The organism is Rhizobium sp. BK312, from assembly GCF_014193605.1.
Classification (GTDB): Bacteria; Pseudomonadota; Alphaproteobacteria; order Rhizobiales; family Rhizobiaceae; genus Rhizobium.
Map to the genome: position 1 here is coordinate 187,051 of NZ_JACHZP010000009.1, position 17,503 is coordinate 204,553.

Consider the following 17,503-nt stretch of genomic DNA (forward strand, 5'->3'; position numbering starts at 1 on the left):
ATGCCAGCGTAATGTGGGTAAATGGTGACGTTTATCGCATTTCGTCCGGTGCAGCGGTCCCGGTTATACCGAGACCCGACTTCAAAACCGACGCGACAGCGTACACCAGCCCAAGTCTGGCAATGCTCAATTCTCGGTTCTTATCGTTAACAAAACGTAATTCCGGTAAATCTTTACCTTTATTCCAGTGTCCGTGGAAGGAACTGGCCAAATCGTAAAGATAAAAAGCGATGCGATGCGGCTCTTGAGACTGAGCTGCAGCTTCGATGATTCGCGGGAATTCCGCAATCTTCGCAACCAACTGCAATTCAGTAGGATCAGAGATCGCGCCGACGACAGCTTTCGACAGATCCAGCGAGGCTATATCGAGATCCGGGAAGGCTTCCCTGGCCTGACGGAAGACCGACATGCAGCGGGCATGAGCATACTGCACGTAGAAGACCGGATTGTCCTTCGATTGCTCGGTAACCTTGGCAAAATCGAAGTCCAGTGGCTCGGAATTCTTCCGGTAAAGCATCATGAAGCGCACCGAATCGCGGCCGACCTCATCGACGACTTCGCGCAGGGTGACGAAATCGCCCGCGCGCTTCGACATCTTCACCGGTTCGCCATTTCGATACAGTTTGACGAGCTGGCATAGAAGCACTGTCAGCTTCGCAGCACCATCAGAAATGCCGCGGGCCACCGCCTCCAGCCGCTTGACGTAGCCGCCATGGTCCGCGCCGAGGATGTAGATCATCTCGTTGAAGCCGCGGTCGAACTTATTCTTGAAGTAAGCAACGTCAGCGGCAAAGTAAGTGTAGGAACCATCAGACTTGATCAGCGGGCGGTCGATATCGTCACCCACTTCCGTCGAGCGGAAGAGCGTCTGTTCGCGATCTTCCCAGTCTTCCGGCAACTGCCCCTTCGGCGGCGGCAGCGCGCCCTTGTAGACATAGCCCTTGAACGTCAGATCATTGATCGCGGTGCGGATCAGCGCCGCACCATTGGCATGCAGGGTGCGCTCGGAGAAGAATACGTCATGATGAACGTTCAGCGCCTCCAGGTCTTCCCTGATCATCGCCATCATTGCGTCGATAGCGCGATCCTTGACGATCGGAAGCCACTGCTCTTCCGGCATGCCGCGCAGCTTGGTGCCGAATTCCTTGGCGAGCGCTTCACCGACCGGAACGAGATAATCACCGGGATAAAGGCCCGGGGGTATCTCGCCGACCTGCTCGCCCAGCGCCTCGCGATAGCGAATAAAGACGGAGCGTGCGAGCACGTCGATCTGCGAGCCGGCATCGTTGATGTAATATTCCTTGGTGACCTCATAGCCGGAGAAGGCCAGCAGGTTTGCCAGCGCATCGCCGACGACGGCGCCGCGGCAGTGGCCGACATGCATCGGCCCGGTGGGGTTGGCAGAAACATATTCGACATTGACCGTCTGCCCCTCGCCGAGCTTGGAACGGCCGAACTTTTCGCCTTCAGCGATCATCGTGGACAGCAGCCGCTGCCAATAGCCGACCGAAAGACGGAGATTGATGAAGCCGGGGCCGGCTACCGAAACCTCGGCGACATCAGCATCTTCCTTCAGCTTGGCGACGATGATTTCGGCAAGCGCACGCGGATTCGTGCCAAGCGGCTTGGACAGAACCATGGCCGCATTGGTGGCTACATCGCCGTGAGTGGCATCGCGCGGCGGCTCCACGCCAATACGTCCGAAATCGAGCTCAGATCGCTTTTCTCGCACAATATCAATTTGTTCGAGAGCGTTCTTAATTCTTACTTCGAAGTCGGTGAAAAGGTTCATCATATCGTCCACGCATTAGCTTCGCGAGCCGCTATCGGCCCGACGCCGCCGCTGCCTACCGCAAATCGGGAGTCTGGTCAAACAGGCGCTTGTGGGCGCTGATGGCGTAGGTGTCCGTCATGCCGGCGAGATAGTCGCCGACATGCCTTGCCTTGGGGGCGATCGCCAACCCGGCAATATGATCGACCCAGTAATGGCTCTGCATCTCCCTGGGATTTTCCATATAGGCGCGGAAAAGGTCCGTGACGATCTGCGCCGCGCCGGCACGGATGCGCATGATGTCGGGATGACGGTAGATGCGCTTGAACAGCATCTGTTTGATCAGCTTGTCGGTTTCGGCCATCTCGGGCGAGAAGGTCGCGATGATCCGCCCGGCAGCCCGAATGTCGGCCACATTGCGGGGCTTGATTTCAGCGAGCGCCTGCTGCGAAACGGCGATCACATCCTCCACCATGCGGGTGATCTGCCGGCGCATGATTTCGTTCGTGAAGCGGCTCGCCTCCAGATGCGGATAACGTGCCCTCACCTCGGTCATCAGCTTGGCAAGAAACGGCACCTCCTCCAGCATGTCGAAGGTCAAATAGCCAGAGCGTAAGCCGTCATCGATGTCGTGCGTATTGTAGGCGATGTCATCCGCGATCGCGGCGACCTGCGCTTCAAGGCTGGCATAGGAGGCGATTTCGAGATCGTGGATCTCGCAATAATCGAGGATCGGCCGCGGCACCGGACCTTGGATGCCGTTGCCATCAGGCGTCATCAGCGGTCCATTGTGCTTCACCAGGCCCTCAAGCGTTTCCCAGGTGAGGTTGAGCCCGTCAAAATCAGCATAACGGCGCTCGAGCTTGGTGACGATGCGCAGGGATTGGGCGTTGTGATCGAAGCCGCCATAGGGCAGCAGCACCTCATGCAGTGCATCCTCACCCGTATGACCGAAAGGCGTGTGGCCGAAATCGTGGACAAGCGCCACCCCCTCCGCCAGATCCTCATCCAGCTTCAGGGCTCGCGCCAGGGCGCGGGCGATCTGCGCCACCTCGATCGTATGCGTCAGCCGAGTGCGGTAGTGGTCGCCATCCTGAGCGATGAAGACCTGCGTCTTATGCTTCAACCGCCGGAAGGCGGTCGCATGGACGATCCGGTCGCGGTCGCGCTGGAATTCGGAGCGTGTCGGGCTCGATCCTTCTTCGTAGAGCCGTCCGCGCGATTCCCAGGGATTCGTTGCATAGGCTGCCTTTTCCCCGTACCCGAAACCCAATGCATGCGTATCAATCGTCATTATCAATCCATTTCCGGCATTTGGCTCCCGCACCGCCATCAGCGCGACAGTCGTTTCCCTGCAATCGGTCCCTGCCCGTGCCCGGCAATGCGGACATATGTCCGCTCTTCCTACATCCCGGCCATTGACGCCGCTTTGCGGCCTTCATACCTATAGACAAGAAAACAGCAAAATGGCGTCTGGCTCAACCAGGAAACCATAGCTGTCGCCGGCCTGACTTTCATGTTAAAGGCTACGAATATCAGCCGTTTGAAAGTTCGACGGCTTAATGGTTCTCTCCGGATCTTGACCCCGGCAGGAGGAAGATATGACTGAGACAAGTGTTACCCTATCGGATGCCGCGGCCAAGCGAATCGCTGCTATCGTCGGCGCGGATGCCGGAAAGCGCGCTCTTCGCGTCGCTGTCGAAGGCGGTGGCTGTTCGGGTTTTTCCTATAAATTCGATCTCGTCGAAGGCCCAGAAGCTGATGACATCATTGTCGAAAAGAACAATGCGACCGTCCTGATCGATCAGCTGTCGCTGGTCTATATGGCAGGCTCGGAGATCGATTTTGTCGACAATCTTCTCGGCCAATCCTTTCAGATCAAGAATCCGAATGCGGTCGCAAGCTGTGGATGCGGTACCAGTTTCGCGATCTGATCCCTACCCTCTTTTTCCACAATTTGATGACCGGCCGGGAGCCTTCGCTTCGGGCCGGTTTTCATATGGGCTGTAGTCAAGCCGACCGGCTGCGGATACAACAGGGCGAAGCAAAGGAATGAGCCGCCCATGAAGATCGCCACCTGGAACATCAACGGCGTCAAAGCGCGTATCGAGAACCTCTGCCAGTGGCTGAAGGACTCGAACCCGGACATCGTCTGCCTGCAGGAGATCAAGACCGTCGATGAAGGCTTTCCGCGGCTGGAGATCGAAGCGCTTGGCTATCACGTCGAAACGCATGGGCAAAAGGGCTTCAACGGCGTTGCGATTCTCTCGAAAACCAAGCCGGATGAGGTGACGCGCGGCTTGCCAGGTGACGACAGCGACGAACAGGCCCGCTTTATCGAGGCGGTCTTCTCCGTCGAAGGGCACGGCGCCTTGCGGATCTGCTGCCTCTATTTGCCGAACGGCAATCCGATCGATACGGAAAAATACCCCTACAAGCTCGCCTGGATGGAGCGCCTGCGCAAATTCGCCCTGGAGCGCCTGGCCTTTGAAGAGCCCCTGATACTCGCTGGAGACTACAACGTCATCCCCGAGCCACATGATTGTTTCGACCCGAAGGTCTGGGAGAGCGACGCACTCTTCCTGCCGCAGACGCGTCAAGCTTTCCGCCAGCTCGAACATCTCGGCTTTACCGATGCCGTACGTGCGACGACGGATGCGATCAAGCTTTACTCATTCTGGGATTACCAGGCCGGCGCCTGGCCAAAAAACAACGGTATCCGCATCGATCACCTGATGCTGTCACCAGAGGCAGCCGATCGCCTCACCGGAACGGCAATCGAGAAGCATGTGCGCGCCTGGGAAAAACCTTCCGACCACGTCCCTGTTGTCGCTCACCTGGATTTCAGCAATTAAGCTTCAATCCCGATCGGGAAAAGTTACCCGTCTCTTCCGCACGGAAGCCCGATGCAATGCCAATCAATCGGGGCCTGCGACATCGAGCTGATGAGCCATGGAAACGGCCACGCGGCGGTCGTTCTCATTGGCGATGGAGAAGGCCTGCTCCTGCATGTCTTCCATCCAGCTACAGTCCTTCGGCTTGCACTTGTCGAGTGCCGCCGTCATGAAGGCCAGACCGCGAATGGATTGCCCCTCCTGGAACAGGAGATTGCCAAAAACGGCCATGGCGCCCGGATGGCCGCTCTTGCGCGCCTGGTTCAGCCATTTCTTGGCCTGCTGCACGTTGGTGGCGCCGCCCTCGCCTGATAGCATCATCTGCGCCAGCTGGAACTGCGCCTCCGGCACGCCGAAGGTGGATGCCACCTGGAAATAAAGCTGGCGGGACTGATTGAGGTCGATCTTTACGGGGCTATTTGGAATGCCGCTTTTGTAGTAGCTCGCAAGCGCCAGCAGCGCGTTGATGAAGAAACCGGTGTCTTCCGAACCTGGCTCCACGCCCTGCTGGGCGATCTCGCTATAGATCTTGAAAGCTTCGAAATCGTTCTGCGTCACGCCATCGCCATCGGCATACATGTTGGCCAAGGCCCAGCGGGAGCCGGTATGACCCTTTTCGGCGGCGTACCGATAGGCTTCGACCGCCTCTTCCTTCTGCCCGTTCTTATAGGCCTTGAAGCCGAATTTGAAGAGATCGAACGGACCCGATTCCTTGGTGACGCCGGCATTGATGTCGAATGCTTTGGCTTGCCCTGCCAGCACCACCGCAGTGGCAAGAGACAGGCTGAGCATCATAACTCTCGCTGATATGAACTCGGACTTAAACATAACAGTCGATTTCTTTCGCTCCATTCGGACCTGTTACGGCGCTTGCACAAACGCCGCCAGTTTCACGAATGTTTTCCCTGATGGCGCACGAGACTGGATCACCCTTCGAGAGGACGGCTCCTGTGGCGTCCAACCGATGCTGTTTGCCACATTTGCGAGCATAGCTTGCAATTATGTCCAAACCAGCATTTGTCCGGCCGCGATCACGTCCCGCCGCCGAAGCAGCGTTCGCAATCGTCTTCCGATAATGGAAATCAAAGATCGTCCGGCTGACGATTTCCCTTGGCAGACAACGATTTTTCCCCCGCGTCGGAAGCATCATCGCTCCGATCTCCGATTTTTGCTTATGCCAAAGTGGAAGTTCACCCATCAACCGCTTACGCACTTTCTATAAGGCTTGCCCCTATGCCTGCGTAATCGCTGCTCCCCATTTGTGGCGGGAAATGGACAAATTGTAATCTCATCACGTGGCTGCAATGTCTTGAAATAGAGTGTTGCTAATTCGTCACAAAAATTTTATCGGACTTGAGATTTCTTTAACCATAAATCAGGCAGAAGACCCGGTTTACGCTCCACTTTTCCCGATCCAATAAAAAACGTCGCGAAACCCGTGAGAGCTCGCGACGTCGATAATAAAGTGAAGGAACTGTCGTTAGGCTCCTTCAATTCAGCGGCTTGTCATCAGAAGCTGACTTTCACCGATGTCTGAAGAGCGGCGACCAAGTCATTGCCGAAGCTGTAGGTCGCATCGTTGCCATAGACGACACCGCCACGCGTGACCGGTCCGGACTTACCTGATGTCATGAGGCCGAGAGCGCCACCGAAATTGAATTGGATATGCTCGGTCGGCTTGTAGGCCACGCCTGCGCCGAGGGTCCATGTATCGGAGTTCATGCCATAGCCGTCGCTCGTGCCGCGATCCCAGGTCAGGCTGACGGCACCGCTCCACTTGTCGTTGAACTTGTGCCCGACACCGCCGGTGATCGTCCAGCCGTCCTTGTAGAGCAAGTCGAGCGAGGTCAGTTCGGTCGGACCGCTAGCTTTGCACGATATGCTTCGGGTGGAGCTCGGGCACAGCGCGATGCTTTGCAGGACGCTCCAGTTCGTCCATTTGACTGAGCCGAAGGCGAGCCAGTCCGGCGCGATGCCGGTCTGTACCTTCCACTCAAGGGAATCGGGAGCATCGGCCGAGCCGAAAACAGAGGTTACCTTGCCACCAAAGCCGGGGACGACAGGCGGCGGTACTTCGGTCAGGTCGACGCTACCCTTCAGATTGTCGTATTTGACCCGGCTATTGTAGACGAGGCTCGTGCGGAAGGCATATTCGGGAATTTCGTAGGCGATACCGGCGCGCCAGCCCCAGCCGTGACCGTCGATGTCAAGCGAACCCATGCCGTTGTAAATGGCAGAAATCGGGGCCGGAGTGGCGTAGACGAGGCGCGACTTGTAGCCGCTGACTTCCTGATAGAAACCGCCGCCGATCAGACGCAGCTGACCCGGACCCGCATCGAACTTGTACGAGCAAGTGGCTGAATAGTTGTTCGTTCGAACCTTGACTTCGGTTTCGTTATTGGCGCCGGCCCAATTTGCACCTTCGTTGAGGTGGCCGCCGAAAGGCTGCGAATAGTCGGCCATGCAGTCGAGATCATCGGTGATGCCGATCTTGAAGGCAGCATAGGGAATGGCGTAATTTTCCGATGCATCCGTCGAACGGCTGCGGTTATTGAGATTGCCATCGGCTGGATTGATGTCCTTGGCATTCTTCAGCTTGCGGTCGGGCATGACATAAGTAACACCGGACTCGAACACATAACGGCCCTTGTCGAAGAGCAGATCAATATCATAGCCGCCACGATCAAGGCCGCCCGCAAAGGCAGCACTGGCGAAAGACGAGCCAATAATAAGTGTGACTGCGCTCCTCAGCGCAATAGAAAATGCCATTGTATCTCCCCCACATGTGCATTCAGTGGTTCGATTGTTGCGATGATCGCGTGAATTGGCAATGTGGCGCATAAGAGCACAGGTCACGTAAGGGAATGATTGATTTACGTAAGAAAATGAACGCCGCTTCAGAAAATCTATCAGTGTAGGTAATTTTTTCTTTCGAAATAGCATTTTGGGTCCCCGATAGATTCTCATTCTTCACAGCAACAATTCTGTTACAATATGACAACAGTTTTGCTTTTCGAGAGTGTCCGGCAACTTTAGGGGTAATCTGTTTCGCCTGTGCGAAACTGGCGGCGGATTCGGGGCATAGATCCGGTTCGTTCCATCGAATCGAGGCAATAGACAAAAAAAAGCACGCGGCGAATACCGCATGCCTTTTTCGATTCTTCGACCTCTGTTTCCTAACGCGACGCCGATGTCTCAGCTTCGATTGCGACGCTTTTCACATTTGGTCGCACATCCGCCTTTGAGCGAAAACATTGGTTTATGCGAAGCCTCTCAGCCGGCCTCACTCACCCTGGCGAGCGCCACCTTGAGGCTCGCCTGCTGCCCTTCGAGCTCGCCAAGACGCTCGCGCTCGGCAGCGACGATGTCCGGATTGGCATTGGCAACGAACTTCTCGTTCGAAAGCTTGCCGGCAATACGAGCAATCTCTTGATCGTTCTTGGCAATCGCCTTTTCGAGGCGTGCTTTCTCAGCGGAGAGATCGATAAGGCTGCCAAGCGGCAAGCAGACCGTCGCCTCGCCGACGACGATCTGAGCGGCGCCCTTCGGTGCCGTATCGGCAAGCGAAACCGATTCCACGCGCGCCAGCCGCTTGATGGCGGCATCGTGACGGAACAGGCGCTCGCGCGTCAGGCTATTGGCATCGACAACGACCAGCGGTGCCGTTGCAGCCGGCGGAACGTTCATTTCCGAGCGAACGGAACGAATGCCGGAGACCAGATCGATCAGCCAATTGATTTCATCGGCGGCGACATTGTCGGCATAGGATGGTGCCGGCCAATCCGCATGGCAGATCAGGCCCTCACGCTCCTGCCCCTCGCCTGCCGTGTGCGCCCAGAGCTCCTCGGTCATGAAGGGCATGAACGGATGCAGAAGCTTGTAGGTCTCTTCGAGCACATAGGCTGCGCAAGATTGTGCCTCCGCCTTGGCACCCTCGTCTTCACCGCTGAAGATCGGCTTCAACAGTTCGAGATACCAATCGCAGAACTGGTTCCAGATGAAGCGATAGAGCGCGCCTGCCGCATCATTGAAGCGGAAGCTTTCTAGCGCCTCGGTCACGTCACGCTCTGCGCGCGCCAGCTCCGTCAGGATCCAGCGGTTGACGGTGAGCTCTGCGGCTTCCGGCACGAAATGCGGATCGCTCTTGGCGCCGTTCATTTCGGCAAAGCGCGTGGCGTTCCAAAGCTTGGTGCCGAAATTGCGGTAGCCGGCGATGCGAGCCGGGTCGAGCTTCACGTCGCGACCCTGCGCGGCCATGATCGCCAGCGTGAAACGCAGCGAATCGGCGCCGTACTGATCGATCAGCTCAAGAGGATCGATGACGTTGCCCTTGGACTTCGACATCTTCTGCCCGTTCTTGTCGCGCACCAGGGCGTGGACATAGACTGTGTTGAACGGCTCGACAGGCTCACCACCCTCGTCCTTCATGAAGTGAAGGCTCATCATCATCATGCGGGCAACCCAGAAGAAGATGATATCGAAGCCGGTGACGAGGACGTTCGTGGGATAGTAGCGTGCCAGTTCCGGCGTCTCATCCGGCCAGCCGAGCGTCGAGAAAGGCCAAAGCGCCGACGAGAACCAGGTGTCAAGCACGTCTTCGTCGCGCGTCAGGATTTCGCCCGGCTTGAAGTTCTCCAACAGGTCCTCGACATAGGCCTTCATCGGCCCTTCATGCGACAGATAATGCTGGATCGCGGCCTGCAGTGCCTCTTCCTCGGTCTTTTCGACGAAGACCTGGCCATCGGGACCGTACCAGGCCGGAATCTGATGGCCCCACCACAGCTGACGGGAAACGCACCATGGCTGGATGTTTTCCATCCAGTCGTAATAGGTCTTGTCCCAGCTTTTCGGAACGAGCTTCGTACGCCCTTCGCGGACCGAGGCGATCGCCGGTTCGGCGAGCGTCTTGGCGTCGACATACCACTGTTCCGTCAGGCGCGGCTCGATCGGCACGCCGCCACGGTCGCCATGCGGAACCGTGTGCTTGTGTGGCTCGATCTTGTCCAGCAGGCCCGATTCTTCGAAAATGCGGACGATGATCTTGCGCGCCTCGAAGCGGTCCTTGCCTTCCAGCTCGTCCCAGGCCCCGTGCAGGGCTGCAGGGTTGTCGAGACCTTCAAGGAAATCCTCGTTGTCCTTGATGGTGATGGTCGCTTCCGGCGTCAGAATGTTGACAACGCGCAGGCCGCGGCGCTTGCCGACGTCGAAGTCGTTGAAATCATGTGCAGGCGTCATCTTGACCGCGCCAGTTCCCGCAGTTGGATCCGGATATTCGTCGGCAACGATCGGGATGCGGCGACCGACGATCGGCAGGATAACATGCTTGCCGACGAGCGGCTTGTAGCGTTCGTCTTCCGGATTAACGGCAACGCCGGTATCGCCGAGCATGGTTTCCGGCCGCGTGGTGGCGACGACGAGATAATCGCGCGTTTCCCACTCCGTCGGTTTGCCCTCTTCGTCGAAGGCGATCGGATGCTGATAGGTGACGCCGGGTTCCAGCGGATAACGCAGGTACCAGAGATTGCCGTTGACCTCGTGCTGCTCGACTTCGATGTCCGAAATTGCGGTCAGCATCTTCGGATCCCAGTTGACCAGCCGCTTGTCGCGATAGATCAGACCTTCCTTGTAGAGTGTGACGAAGACTTCGAGAACCGCCTTGGACAGACCCTCGTCCATTGTGAAGCGCTCGCGCGACCAGTCGCAGGAAGCGCCGAGGCGCTTCAGCTGGTTGAAGATCAACCCGCCGGACTCGTCCTTCCACTCCCAGACCTTCTGGATGAAGGCTTCGCGTCCCATCTTGTGGCGATCCGGCTGCTGGCGTTCGGCAAGACGGCGTTCGACGACCATCTGCGTGGCGATGCCGGCATGGTCCATGCCCGGCTGCCAGAGAACGTCCTTGCCGCGCATGCGCTCGAACCGCACCATGATGTCCTGCAGCGTGTTGTTAAGCGCATGGCCCATGTGCAGCGAACCGGTCACGTTCGGCGGCGGTATGACGATCGTGAAGGTTTCCGCGCCCGGTTTGGCGTTCGCGCCGGCGCGAAAGGCGTCGGCCTCATCCCATTTTTGGGCGATCTTCGGTTCGACGGTGGCGGAATCATATGTTTTGTCGAGCATTTTAGGACCGGATCTAGAGGACTGGGTGATGCGGGTTGTAAATAGGATGGCTGTGGGCAAGTCAATAAAAAAGCCGCCCCGGAGCCCGGAGCGGCGGATCGGCTACCCGAAGCTCAGGCCTGTCAGCGGCGCGAACCGCGAGCCACCCTTTCGATTTCCTCACGCACGAGGCGCTCCACAAGGGTCGGCAAGTTATCGTCGAGCCATTCCTGCAGCATGGGGCGCAGCATCTCCTGGGCAAGCTCGTCAAGGGAGCGACGCGGACCGCCGTCAACGATGGCGGCCAATTCCTCGAACGAGCGGGAAACCTGTGCGCCGGCGGCTTCCGACAGCAGTGGAGACACAGACACGGCCTGGGCCGACGGCAGGGGTGCTTCCACTTCCATGGCAACGGCTGGTTCCGGCGCCTCAAAAATAGGTGCCTCGACGGGTGCTGCGACCTGAGGCGCCATAGCGGCAGCCATCGGCTTCTGCTCTTCCATCTTGGGTTCAACCTCGGCCACCCGCAAAACAGGCTGAGCAACCGGTGCGGCAACATCTCCAATGGCCTGTCTCAGAGGGAGATCGGCGATCGGCTCGACGTGTACCTCGGCGAGGCGTGCGGCTATGGCTGGCGGCAGCTCACGCGGCTGCGGCTCACGTCCGGCATTCAGCAAGGCGGCGGTATTGCGTTCGGAGGCAGCGCGCACGCGCGCGGCAACATCGGCCAGCGACAGACCGCGGCCGGCACCTTCCGGCTCGACAGCGGGCGCCTGCGAATTTGCCGCAACGAAACGCGGATCCTGCTCGGCAGCGCGTGCGCGATCGGCGGCGGCGAATTCTTCATCTACAGTCAATTGAATGTCGTCGTCACGCATGCCGGAAGCGGCAAAATGCGTCATGGGGGTCGACTTGGCACCTACGGGTTCATTGCTTTCGATGATCCTGCGGATCGACGCCAGAATTTCTTCCATGGACGGTTCACGCACTACATTTGGCTGAGCCATATTCATCCCCGTTTTCCCATATTCGACGACCGGAAACTCGCACCATAAACTCGCCAGGCGGCACCCGAATCAGGGCCACCCTAGATGACTGTCTTCGGGAACAAAATCACCTGAAAAGCACTAAACCCGGTGATGCACAGTTTTGTTACGATCACGACGAATCGCTCTGCTAAGCGTGATTCTGCCACAGGGCGCGACAATAAAAAACAGGCACCCGAAGGTGCCTGTCGCAAGCTCAATCATCGGACCTTTACGAAATCAGAAGACGAATTCCTTGGCCTTGGCAAAGCCCGGCAGCGGCTTGATCGAGGCGTTGAAGAAGACGTTTTCCGAAAATGCACCGCGTTCGCGCATGAAAACGGTGGCGCGGGCGGCATGGCCATAGCCGATAACGGTGATAAGGCGGCCGTCTTCGCCGAGCTGGTCGAGCAGGCCCTGCGGCAATTGTTCGATTGAACCGTTGAGGAAAATCACATCATAGGGTGCATCGGCGGCATGGCCCTTTTCAAGGTCACCGCCAACGACGGTCACATTGTCGTAGCCAAGCGCGGCAAGATTAGCCTTCGCTTGAGCCACGAGCTCCTCGTTGGATTCAAGCGCGATAACCTTGCCGGCGAGAAGCGACAAGACGGCGGACACGTAACCCGTGCCGCAGCCGACATCGAGAACCTTGTCGTCCTTGGTGATCGCGCCAAGCTGGAGCAGCTTTGCTAGCGGCGAGGCTTCCATGAGGAACCGGCCAGGAGCGACCTCGATATCGCAATCGACATAGGCCAGGAGCTTCGACTTCTCCGGTACGAAATTTTCGCGCGGCACGGCGAAAAATGCATTCAACACGGAATGGGAGGTGACATCCGTCGTCCGGATCTGGTTCTCGACCATCTTCACGCGCGCTGCTTCGAAATCCATCTTATCCTCTTGCGCCCTTGGTGCCAGAACGAGCTGGCTCTACTTTCTGTTACGCGTGTCTTAATCGCCTGACGCCGCGCTTTCAAGGCATTGCAGCGACGGGCGCAGAGATTCATGGCGAGGCGTCGCCGACGAACAACAATTGACATCCGCAAATACAAGTCAGCTACAAGTCAACGCCCTGCATCCGGGATATGCGACATCTTGCGGATCCGCCATGCTCCGGACCGGGACGCCTGTTAGCAAAATGTTAACTTCGCGCGACCACGCTTCGATGCGTTGGACCCGTGTGGTGACCAATCGACCTTCCGGCCCGAAGCCATTCGGCCCAGATATTAAATTTGAATAGAAGGTGGCTGGGGATGCCTGTTTCTCTCGTTCTTTTCGTCGTAACGTCGCTGCCGCTGGTGGTTTTTCTGGCCGCGAGTCTTTCCTCGATGATGTAGGTTTTCCGAATGAGGCTTTCGCTCTTCGCCGCAGCGCTTCTCCTTCTCCTGCCCCAGGTCGCGTTGAGCGAGGAAACATCAAGCGAGGATGAGGCGAAAGACACAGCCCCGATCATCGGACATGTCGTTACCGGAAAGCAGCTCGACGAATGGTGCGAGGAGGACCGAACGCTCGCTTCGGTCTATATTCAGGGCATTCTCGATGAGGCCCAACGAACGAAGAACCTGACGATCCGGGCCACGAAGCAAACTCCAAAAAACTCGTCGCGCTACGAGCGCTACCTTCAACAGTTCGTGGGCGCTTTCTGTCTGCCGCCCGAGCTCAGCAACATAAAGGCAACGACGATAGCCTGCAAATGGATGGCAGAGCACTCCTGGCAACTGGAGCGGCCCGCCAGTTCTCTAATCGCACGCGCCTATAAATTCGCCTTTCCATGCCTTGAGGAATAGGCCCGCCAGCAAGGCCCGATGTTCCATGCTGCAACGCCGCTGCGGACATGTCTCAAATTTTCGAGCACCAATCCAGATGACGGCCCTGTCCGCCAATATTGCGAACCGAATGCACAACGGAGACGCCCTGGCGAGATAGGATTGCCATTAAGTGGCGAACATCGCGTGCGATGCACGAAGGCGCAGCCTCGCATCTCCGTTGACAAATACTAAGTCCATCTTATAATTAGCGTGCTGAATTTGATTGACCTCTAGTCCAGCAAAAGGCGGCCCAGTTTTTTCCCTAGACTGGACCGCTTTTGCTTTTAATGGATTGCGAATTCAGCGGCACCGTCAGGCTGGCGGCTTCGTCATCAACCCGCAATCCAAGTTCATCCCACCGCAAGGAAACGCCGTGCCCAGCCGTTAGAGTGAATGCTCCGGCCGCCATCTCGCTTGATCACGGCGTAGCGATCCTTTGCTCGAGGCTTTGATTAGCTGGATGGAACGGCCGAAATCATATTAGGCGGTGAATGCGAGGAAAGCTCAGGGGCAACGATTGCCAAAGCTGAAAACACAAAATGAAATCAGATACTTATAAATCAGTTTTGAAAGAGATGGAGGCCTCGCCCGGAATCGAACCGGGGTGCAAGGATTTGCAGTCCTCTGCGTAACCACTCCGCCACGAGGCCATCCGAAAAGCAATTTGCGTTGTGGTGGCGCGGATTTAGAATGATCCAAAGAAAACCGCAAGAGGGTTCATTCCGAATCCTGTCCTTTTTTCATTCCCAAAAGATATTTGCTCATGCGGGCGAGCAAAATGCCGACCCCCTCGGCCTTAACGCGGCTCGGTTTCAGGCCGACGGGACACGCCCGATATAGACAATCAGAGGCGCCTACCCGATCCTTCCTTTGCATCGGCAAAGACCGACTGCAACATGAGGCGCAGCTGCCGGCAACGGGCGAACCCGGATGCTCTGCCAATCGCCCCGAATTATCGCGAACCAACCGGGTCTCAGGAGCAAAAGAACATTGCCGGTTAGGGGATCGCCACCCGTCCGGAGGCGCGGTCGATGCCAGCCCATTCAGGTAGGTTATAGGGACCTAAGGTAGATGCTAGAATTAGTACTACCGGTTTGTACGCCACCCACAGACCGGACAGTGCCGCGTCCGACGAGACTACGCCCCCAGTAATGTCGTCGGACGCACCACGGCCAGATAGCTGCAATCGCAATGAGGTGGAATGCCAGACGAGCTGCCCTCTTCTCCGCTACAGAATGATACTCAGTTTTCCCGCCCGACAACTGTTTCACACTCACAGTTCAGTAAAGTGTCTCGAGATCGCGACGCACACGGACGGCAAACGGCTGAGCTCGATTGCCGTTAACATCATACTTCAGCCGTCTCTACCCTCACTCGCCCCATCGCCCGCCGTCGACTCTAACGCGTGGCGGCGTAAACGCTTTCCGTTTCGTGGGCAGGGCCTATTCAAGTGTGATCCGACAGCGTTGTGACCGACGAAGCTCCGCGAATTGCGTCATTTTTGCAACAACGCCGGTTTTCAAGTAGGGCACATATAGTTCCATACCCTTAGTATCTTGCCAAATCACCGAAGCAGGTTCAGGAAATAGTTCGCGAAGCTTATTACTTCGCACCTACTGATAGGGAACATGAACGGGATGGGGTTGGGCACGTCGTTTTTCGGCGCGATATCTCATGCCCAATCAAGAAAGATTGGAGTTATTATGAACATCAAGAGCCTTCTTCTCGGCTCCGCTGCTGCGCTTGCAGCAGTATCCGGTGCTCACGCGGCTGATGCGATCGTAGCAGCTGAGCCGGAGCCGCTGGAATACGTCCGCATCTGCGACGCATACGGTGCTGGCTACTTCTTCATCCCGGGCACCGAAACCTGCCTCAAGATCGGCGGTAAGGTACGTACCGAAGGTGAGTGGTACAACGCTTACAACCGTGACAGCCATCAGGGCACGCTGTGGCATACCCGCGCCGAACTGAACGTTGATACCGCAACCGACACCGAATACGGTCCGCTGAAGACCGAAACCATCGTTCGCTGGGACTGGAACGATGGCGGCTCCACCTCCACCAACCTGCTGTGGTCTTACATCAGCCTCGGTGGCTTCACCGTTGGTAAGAAGGACTCGCAGTACAACCTGTACATCGGCTACGCCGGCGACGTCATCAACGACGACGTGATCTATGACGGCCCGTACGAACTGAACCAGCTGACCTATGAATATGACGGCGGCAACGGCTTCTCGGCCGTGATCTCGCTCGAAGATTCCAACTCCGCCACAACTGGTTCGGCATCTTACGGCGCAAGCTGGTGGACGGATGACAGGCAGAACCACTACGCTCCTGATGTCGTTGCCGGTGCCGGCTTCAAGTCCGGTGCATGGGGCTTCAAGGTCGTCGGCGGTTACGACTCGATCGTCGAAGAAGGCGCCATCAAGGCTCGTGTCGACGCCGACTTCGGCGCATTCACGGCCTTCTTGATGGGCGGCTGGAACACGGACGGCGACAAGCTCAACAAGTACGCTGGCACCAACCAAGACGTCTCCGCTTGCACGGCACCGAACGGTACCGTCAATGCATCAAAGTGCGGCTGGGGTGACTGGGCTGTCTGGGGCGGCGTCGGCGTTCCGGTCAACGATAAGCTGAAGTGGAACCTGCAGCTTGCTTACAGCGACTCGAAGATCTTCGAAGCAACCACGAACCTGAAGTTCAACCCGGTCAAGAACCTCCTGGTCGAGCCAGAACTGACTTACGTTCATTATGACTATGCCCACGACGACACTGTTTCGGGCATCCTGCGCTTCGAACGCAACTTCTAACCTGATCAGACTTGACCTCCGATCAGAGAAGGAAGGGGGCCGGCTTTCCCTGCCGGCCCCCTTTTTTATGCAACATCCGCAATCAGCCGCTCCTCCTGCGATCAATACGCGTGTCACAAGGATCTCCAGTCAACGAAAAGGGGAACCTAGTCGATGCTCTGGCGTTTAGCGATGAAAGGGACATGGCTGACTACAGGAGTTGGAAACTTGAAACACCACTTTGCTTCACTCGCCTTGAGCGTGACGCTGGCTATAGGCTCCGCGCTGCCCGCCGCCCTGCCCGCGATGGCCGCGCCGCCGAGCAGTCCATCTATATCGCGCGCGTCGGATCTTATCCTTGTGCAAGAGCAAGGATCGCGCCGATGGGGTGATGACGACCGTCCCCGCTGGCGTGATCGCGATCGCCGTCACTGGCATGGTGACCGCGGCTGGGATCGCCGCCGCCATTGGGATGACAGATGGCGGGACGACCGTCGCTATCATCATCGCCGTCATGGCGGCGTGATATTCGAGATTCGGCCTTAGTGCGGCCGGTTTCCTTATCGGAATGATACCTGCCAAGCTCACGCCGAACATAAGGTAGGCAGCGGATCACTTCGAGGAATAACACAAACAATAAGGCCGCCACCGGAACTCCGGCGGCGGCCTTATTGTTTTAAGAGGAACCTGCGCCGGTTCCAAGCGTCTTCCGATCAGCGGCAGACGCGCACATGGCGGATAACCCAGCGTCCATGAACCTTGCGCTTTACCTTCTTCACATGGCAGTGATGATGATGGTGCTGATGGTAATGACGATGATGCATCGGAGCGGCCTCGGACGGCACGCTGAAGGCAAAGACCGACGCCACAGCTACTGCAGAAGCAAGAATCAGATTTTTCATGTCGAACCTCTAAAGCATTGGGGGACTATGCTGCGCGGATCGCGCATTATGTTCATGTGCCGCATCGCATTAACGGCACATGAACATGCCCTCACATTCGTGAGAGCAACCATACCTTGAACTAATTTTTTCAGAAATACCACATATATCCAACCGAGAGCCGCCTCCGCGCGCGCTCGAAAAGCACGGATGCATCATCTTGGCACAATCTCATTAGC

13 protein-coding genes and 1 tRNA gene are annotated in these 17,503 nt (G+C 57.3%); 5 read left to right on the plus strand and 9 right to left on the minus strand.

Annotation, left to right across the window (positions count from 1 at the left end; genetic code table 11):
* Window positions 1-31 precede the first annotated feature (31 nt).
* Both argS and FHT85_RS24070 read right to left on the minus strand, forming a co-directional pair.
* Window positions 32-1,792 carry an arginine--tRNA ligase gene (argS, locus tag FHT85_RS24065; protein ID WP_112412150.1) on the minus strand — a complete coding sequence of 587 codons (1,761 nt, stop codon included), beginning with the start codon at window positions 1,790-1,792 and terminating at the stop codon, window positions 32-34.
* A 55-nt stretch (window positions 1,793-1,847) separates the two neighbouring features.
* The gene (locus tag FHT85_RS24070; protein ID WP_112412098.1) at window positions 1,848-3,065 is read right to left on the minus strand and encodes a deoxyguanosinetriphosphate triphosphohydrolase; all 1,218 of its coding nucleotides are present in this window, start codon (window positions 3,063-3,065) and stop codon (window positions 1,848-1,850) included.
* A gap of 307 nt (window positions 3,066-3,372) precedes the next feature.
* Here FHT85_RS24070 and erpA point away from each other — a divergent pair, with 307 nt between their 5' ends.
* A complete protein-coding gene (erpA, locus tag FHT85_RS24075; RefSeq protein WP_015339680.1) occupies window positions 3,373-3,705 on the plus strand; it encodes an iron-sulfur cluster insertion protein ErpA in 333 nt (110 codons plus the stop codon).
* Window positions 3,706-3,834: 129 nt separating this feature from the next.
* Entirely contained in the window at window positions 3,835-4,626 is a 792-nt protein-coding gene (xth, locus tag FHT85_RS24080; RefSeq protein ID WP_112412097.1) for an exodeoxyribonuclease III, read from the plus strand.
* 63 nt (window positions 4,627-4,689) lie between these two features.
* Here the strand turns inward: xth and exoR are convergent, their stop codons facing one another.
* The 5 genes from exoR to FHT85_RS24105 form a co-directional block, all read right to left on the minus strand.
* Window positions 4,690-5,493 carry an exopolysaccharide production regulator ExoR gene (exoR, locus tag FHT85_RS24085; protein WP_112338273.1) on the minus strand — a complete coding sequence of 268 codons (804 nt, stop codon included), beginning with the start codon at window positions 5,491-5,493 and terminating at the stop codon, window positions 4,690-4,692.
* 681 nt (window positions 5,494-6,174) lie between these two features.
* Window positions 6,175-7,434 (minus strand): OmpP1/FadL family transporter, encoded by a 1,260-nt coding sequence (locus tag FHT85_RS24090; protein WP_112412096.1) that lies wholly within the window; start codon window positions 7,432-7,434, stop codon window positions 6,175-6,177.
* Between the two features lie 504 nt (window positions 7,435-7,938).
* Window positions 7,939-10,782 carry a valine--tRNA ligase gene (locus tag FHT85_RS24095; protein WP_112412095.1) on the minus strand — a complete coding sequence of 948 codons (2,844 nt, stop codon included), beginning with the start codon at window positions 10,780-10,782 and terminating at the stop codon, window positions 7,939-7,941.
* A gap of 122 nt (window positions 10,783-10,904) precedes the next feature.
* On the minus strand, window positions 10,905-11,768 hold the full coding sequence (locus tag FHT85_RS24100) for a PopZ family protein (protein ID WP_112412149.1): 864 nt from the start codon (window positions 11,766-11,768) through the stop codon (window positions 10,905-10,907).
* Window positions 11,769-12,026: 258 nt separating this feature from the next.
* Window positions 12,027-12,677, minus strand: a complete 651-nt coding sequence (locus FHT85_RS24105; protein WP_112412094.1) for a protein-L-isoaspartate O-methyltransferase family protein — start codon at window positions 12,675-12,677, stop codon at window positions 12,027-12,029.
* Window positions 12,678-13,132: 455 nt separating this feature from the next.
* Here FHT85_RS24105 and FHT85_RS24110 point away from each other — a divergent pair, with 455 nt between their 5' ends.
* Complete coding sequence (locus FHT85_RS24110; protein ID WP_112412093.1) at window positions 13,133-13,573, plus strand: Rap1a/Tai family immunity protein; 441 nt, start codon at window positions 13,133-13,135, stop codon at window positions 13,571-13,573.
* Window positions 13,574-14,170: 597 nt separating this feature from the next.
* On the opposite strand, the gene FHT85_RS24115 is transcribed toward FHT85_RS24110, so the two are convergent.
* Window positions 14,171-14,244: transfer RNA gene (locus tag FHT85_RS24115), tRNA-Cys, on the minus strand.
* Between the two features lie 1,053 nt (window positions 14,245-15,297).
* Here FHT85_RS24115 and FHT85_RS24120 point away from each other — a divergent pair.
* Window positions 15,298-16,404: a porin gene (locus FHT85_RS24120; protein WP_015339672.1), complete on the plus strand. Its 1,107-nt coding sequence runs from the start codon at window positions 15,298-15,300 to the stop codon at window positions 16,402-16,404.
* Window positions 16,405-16,741: 337 nt separating this feature from the next.
* A complete protein-coding gene (locus FHT85_RS24125) occupies window positions 16,742-16,909 on the plus strand; it encodes a hypothetical protein (protein WP_162709739.1) in 168 nt (55 codons plus the stop codon).
* 187 nt (window positions 16,910-17,096) lie between these two features.
* On the opposite strand, the gene FHT85_RS24130 is transcribed toward FHT85_RS24125, so the two are convergent.
* Window positions 17,097-17,285 (minus strand): hypothetical protein, encoded by a 189-nt coding sequence (locus FHT85_RS24130; protein WP_081598371.1) that lies wholly within the window; start codon window positions 17,283-17,285, stop codon window positions 17,097-17,099.
* Between the last annotated feature and the right edge of the window lie 218 nt (window positions 17,286-17,503).

Excerpts from the sequence above, each read along its gene's own strand:
- exoR (WP_112338273.1), bottom strand. The coding sequence starts at position 5,493 with ATGTTTAAGTCCGAGTTCATATCAGCGAGAGTTATGATGCTCAGCCTG.
- FHT85_RS24105 (WP_112412094.1), bottom strand. The coding sequence starts at position 12,677 with ATGGATTTCGAAGCAGCGCGCGTGAAGATGGTCGAGAACCAGATCCGG.
- argS (WP_112412150.1), bottom strand. The coding sequence starts at position 1,792 with ATGAACCTTTTCACCGACTTCGAAGTAAGAATTAAGAACGCTCTCGAA.
- FHT85_RS24095 (WP_112412095.1), bottom strand. The coding sequence starts at position 10,782 with ATGCTCGACAAAACATATGATTCCGCCACCGTCGAACCGAAGATCGCC.
- xth (WP_112412097.1), top strand. The coding sequence starts at position 3,835 with ATGAAGATCGCCACCTGGAACATCAACGGCGTCAAAGCGCGTATCGAG.
- FHT85_RS24090 (WP_112412096.1), bottom strand. The coding sequence starts at position 7,434 with ATGGCATTTTCTATTGCGCTGAGGAGCGCAGTCACACTTATTATTGGC.
- FHT85_RS24120 (WP_015339672.1), top strand. The coding sequence starts at position 15,298 with ATGAACATCAAGAGCCTTCTTCTCGGCTCCGCTGCTGCGCTTGCAGCA.
- FHT85_RS24110 (WP_112412093.1), top strand. The coding sequence starts at position 13,133 with ATGAGGCTTTCGCTCTTCGCCGCAGCGCTTCTCCTTCTCCTGCCCCAG.
- FHT85_RS24130 (WP_081598371.1), bottom strand. The coding sequence starts at position 17,285 with ATGAAAAATCTGATTCTTGCTTCTGCAGTAGCTGTGGCGTCGGTCTTT.
- erpA (WP_015339680.1), top strand. The coding sequence starts at position 3,373 with ATGACTGAGACAAGTGTTACCCTATCGGATGCCGCGGCCAAGCGAATC.
- FHT85_RS24100 (WP_112412149.1), bottom strand. The coding sequence starts at position 11,768 with ATGGCTCAGCCAAATGTAGTGCGTGAACCGTCCATGGAAGAAATTCTG.
- FHT85_RS24070 (WP_112412098.1), bottom strand. The coding sequence starts at position 3,065 with ATGACGATTGATACGCATGCATTGGGTTTCGGGTACGGGGAAAAGGCA.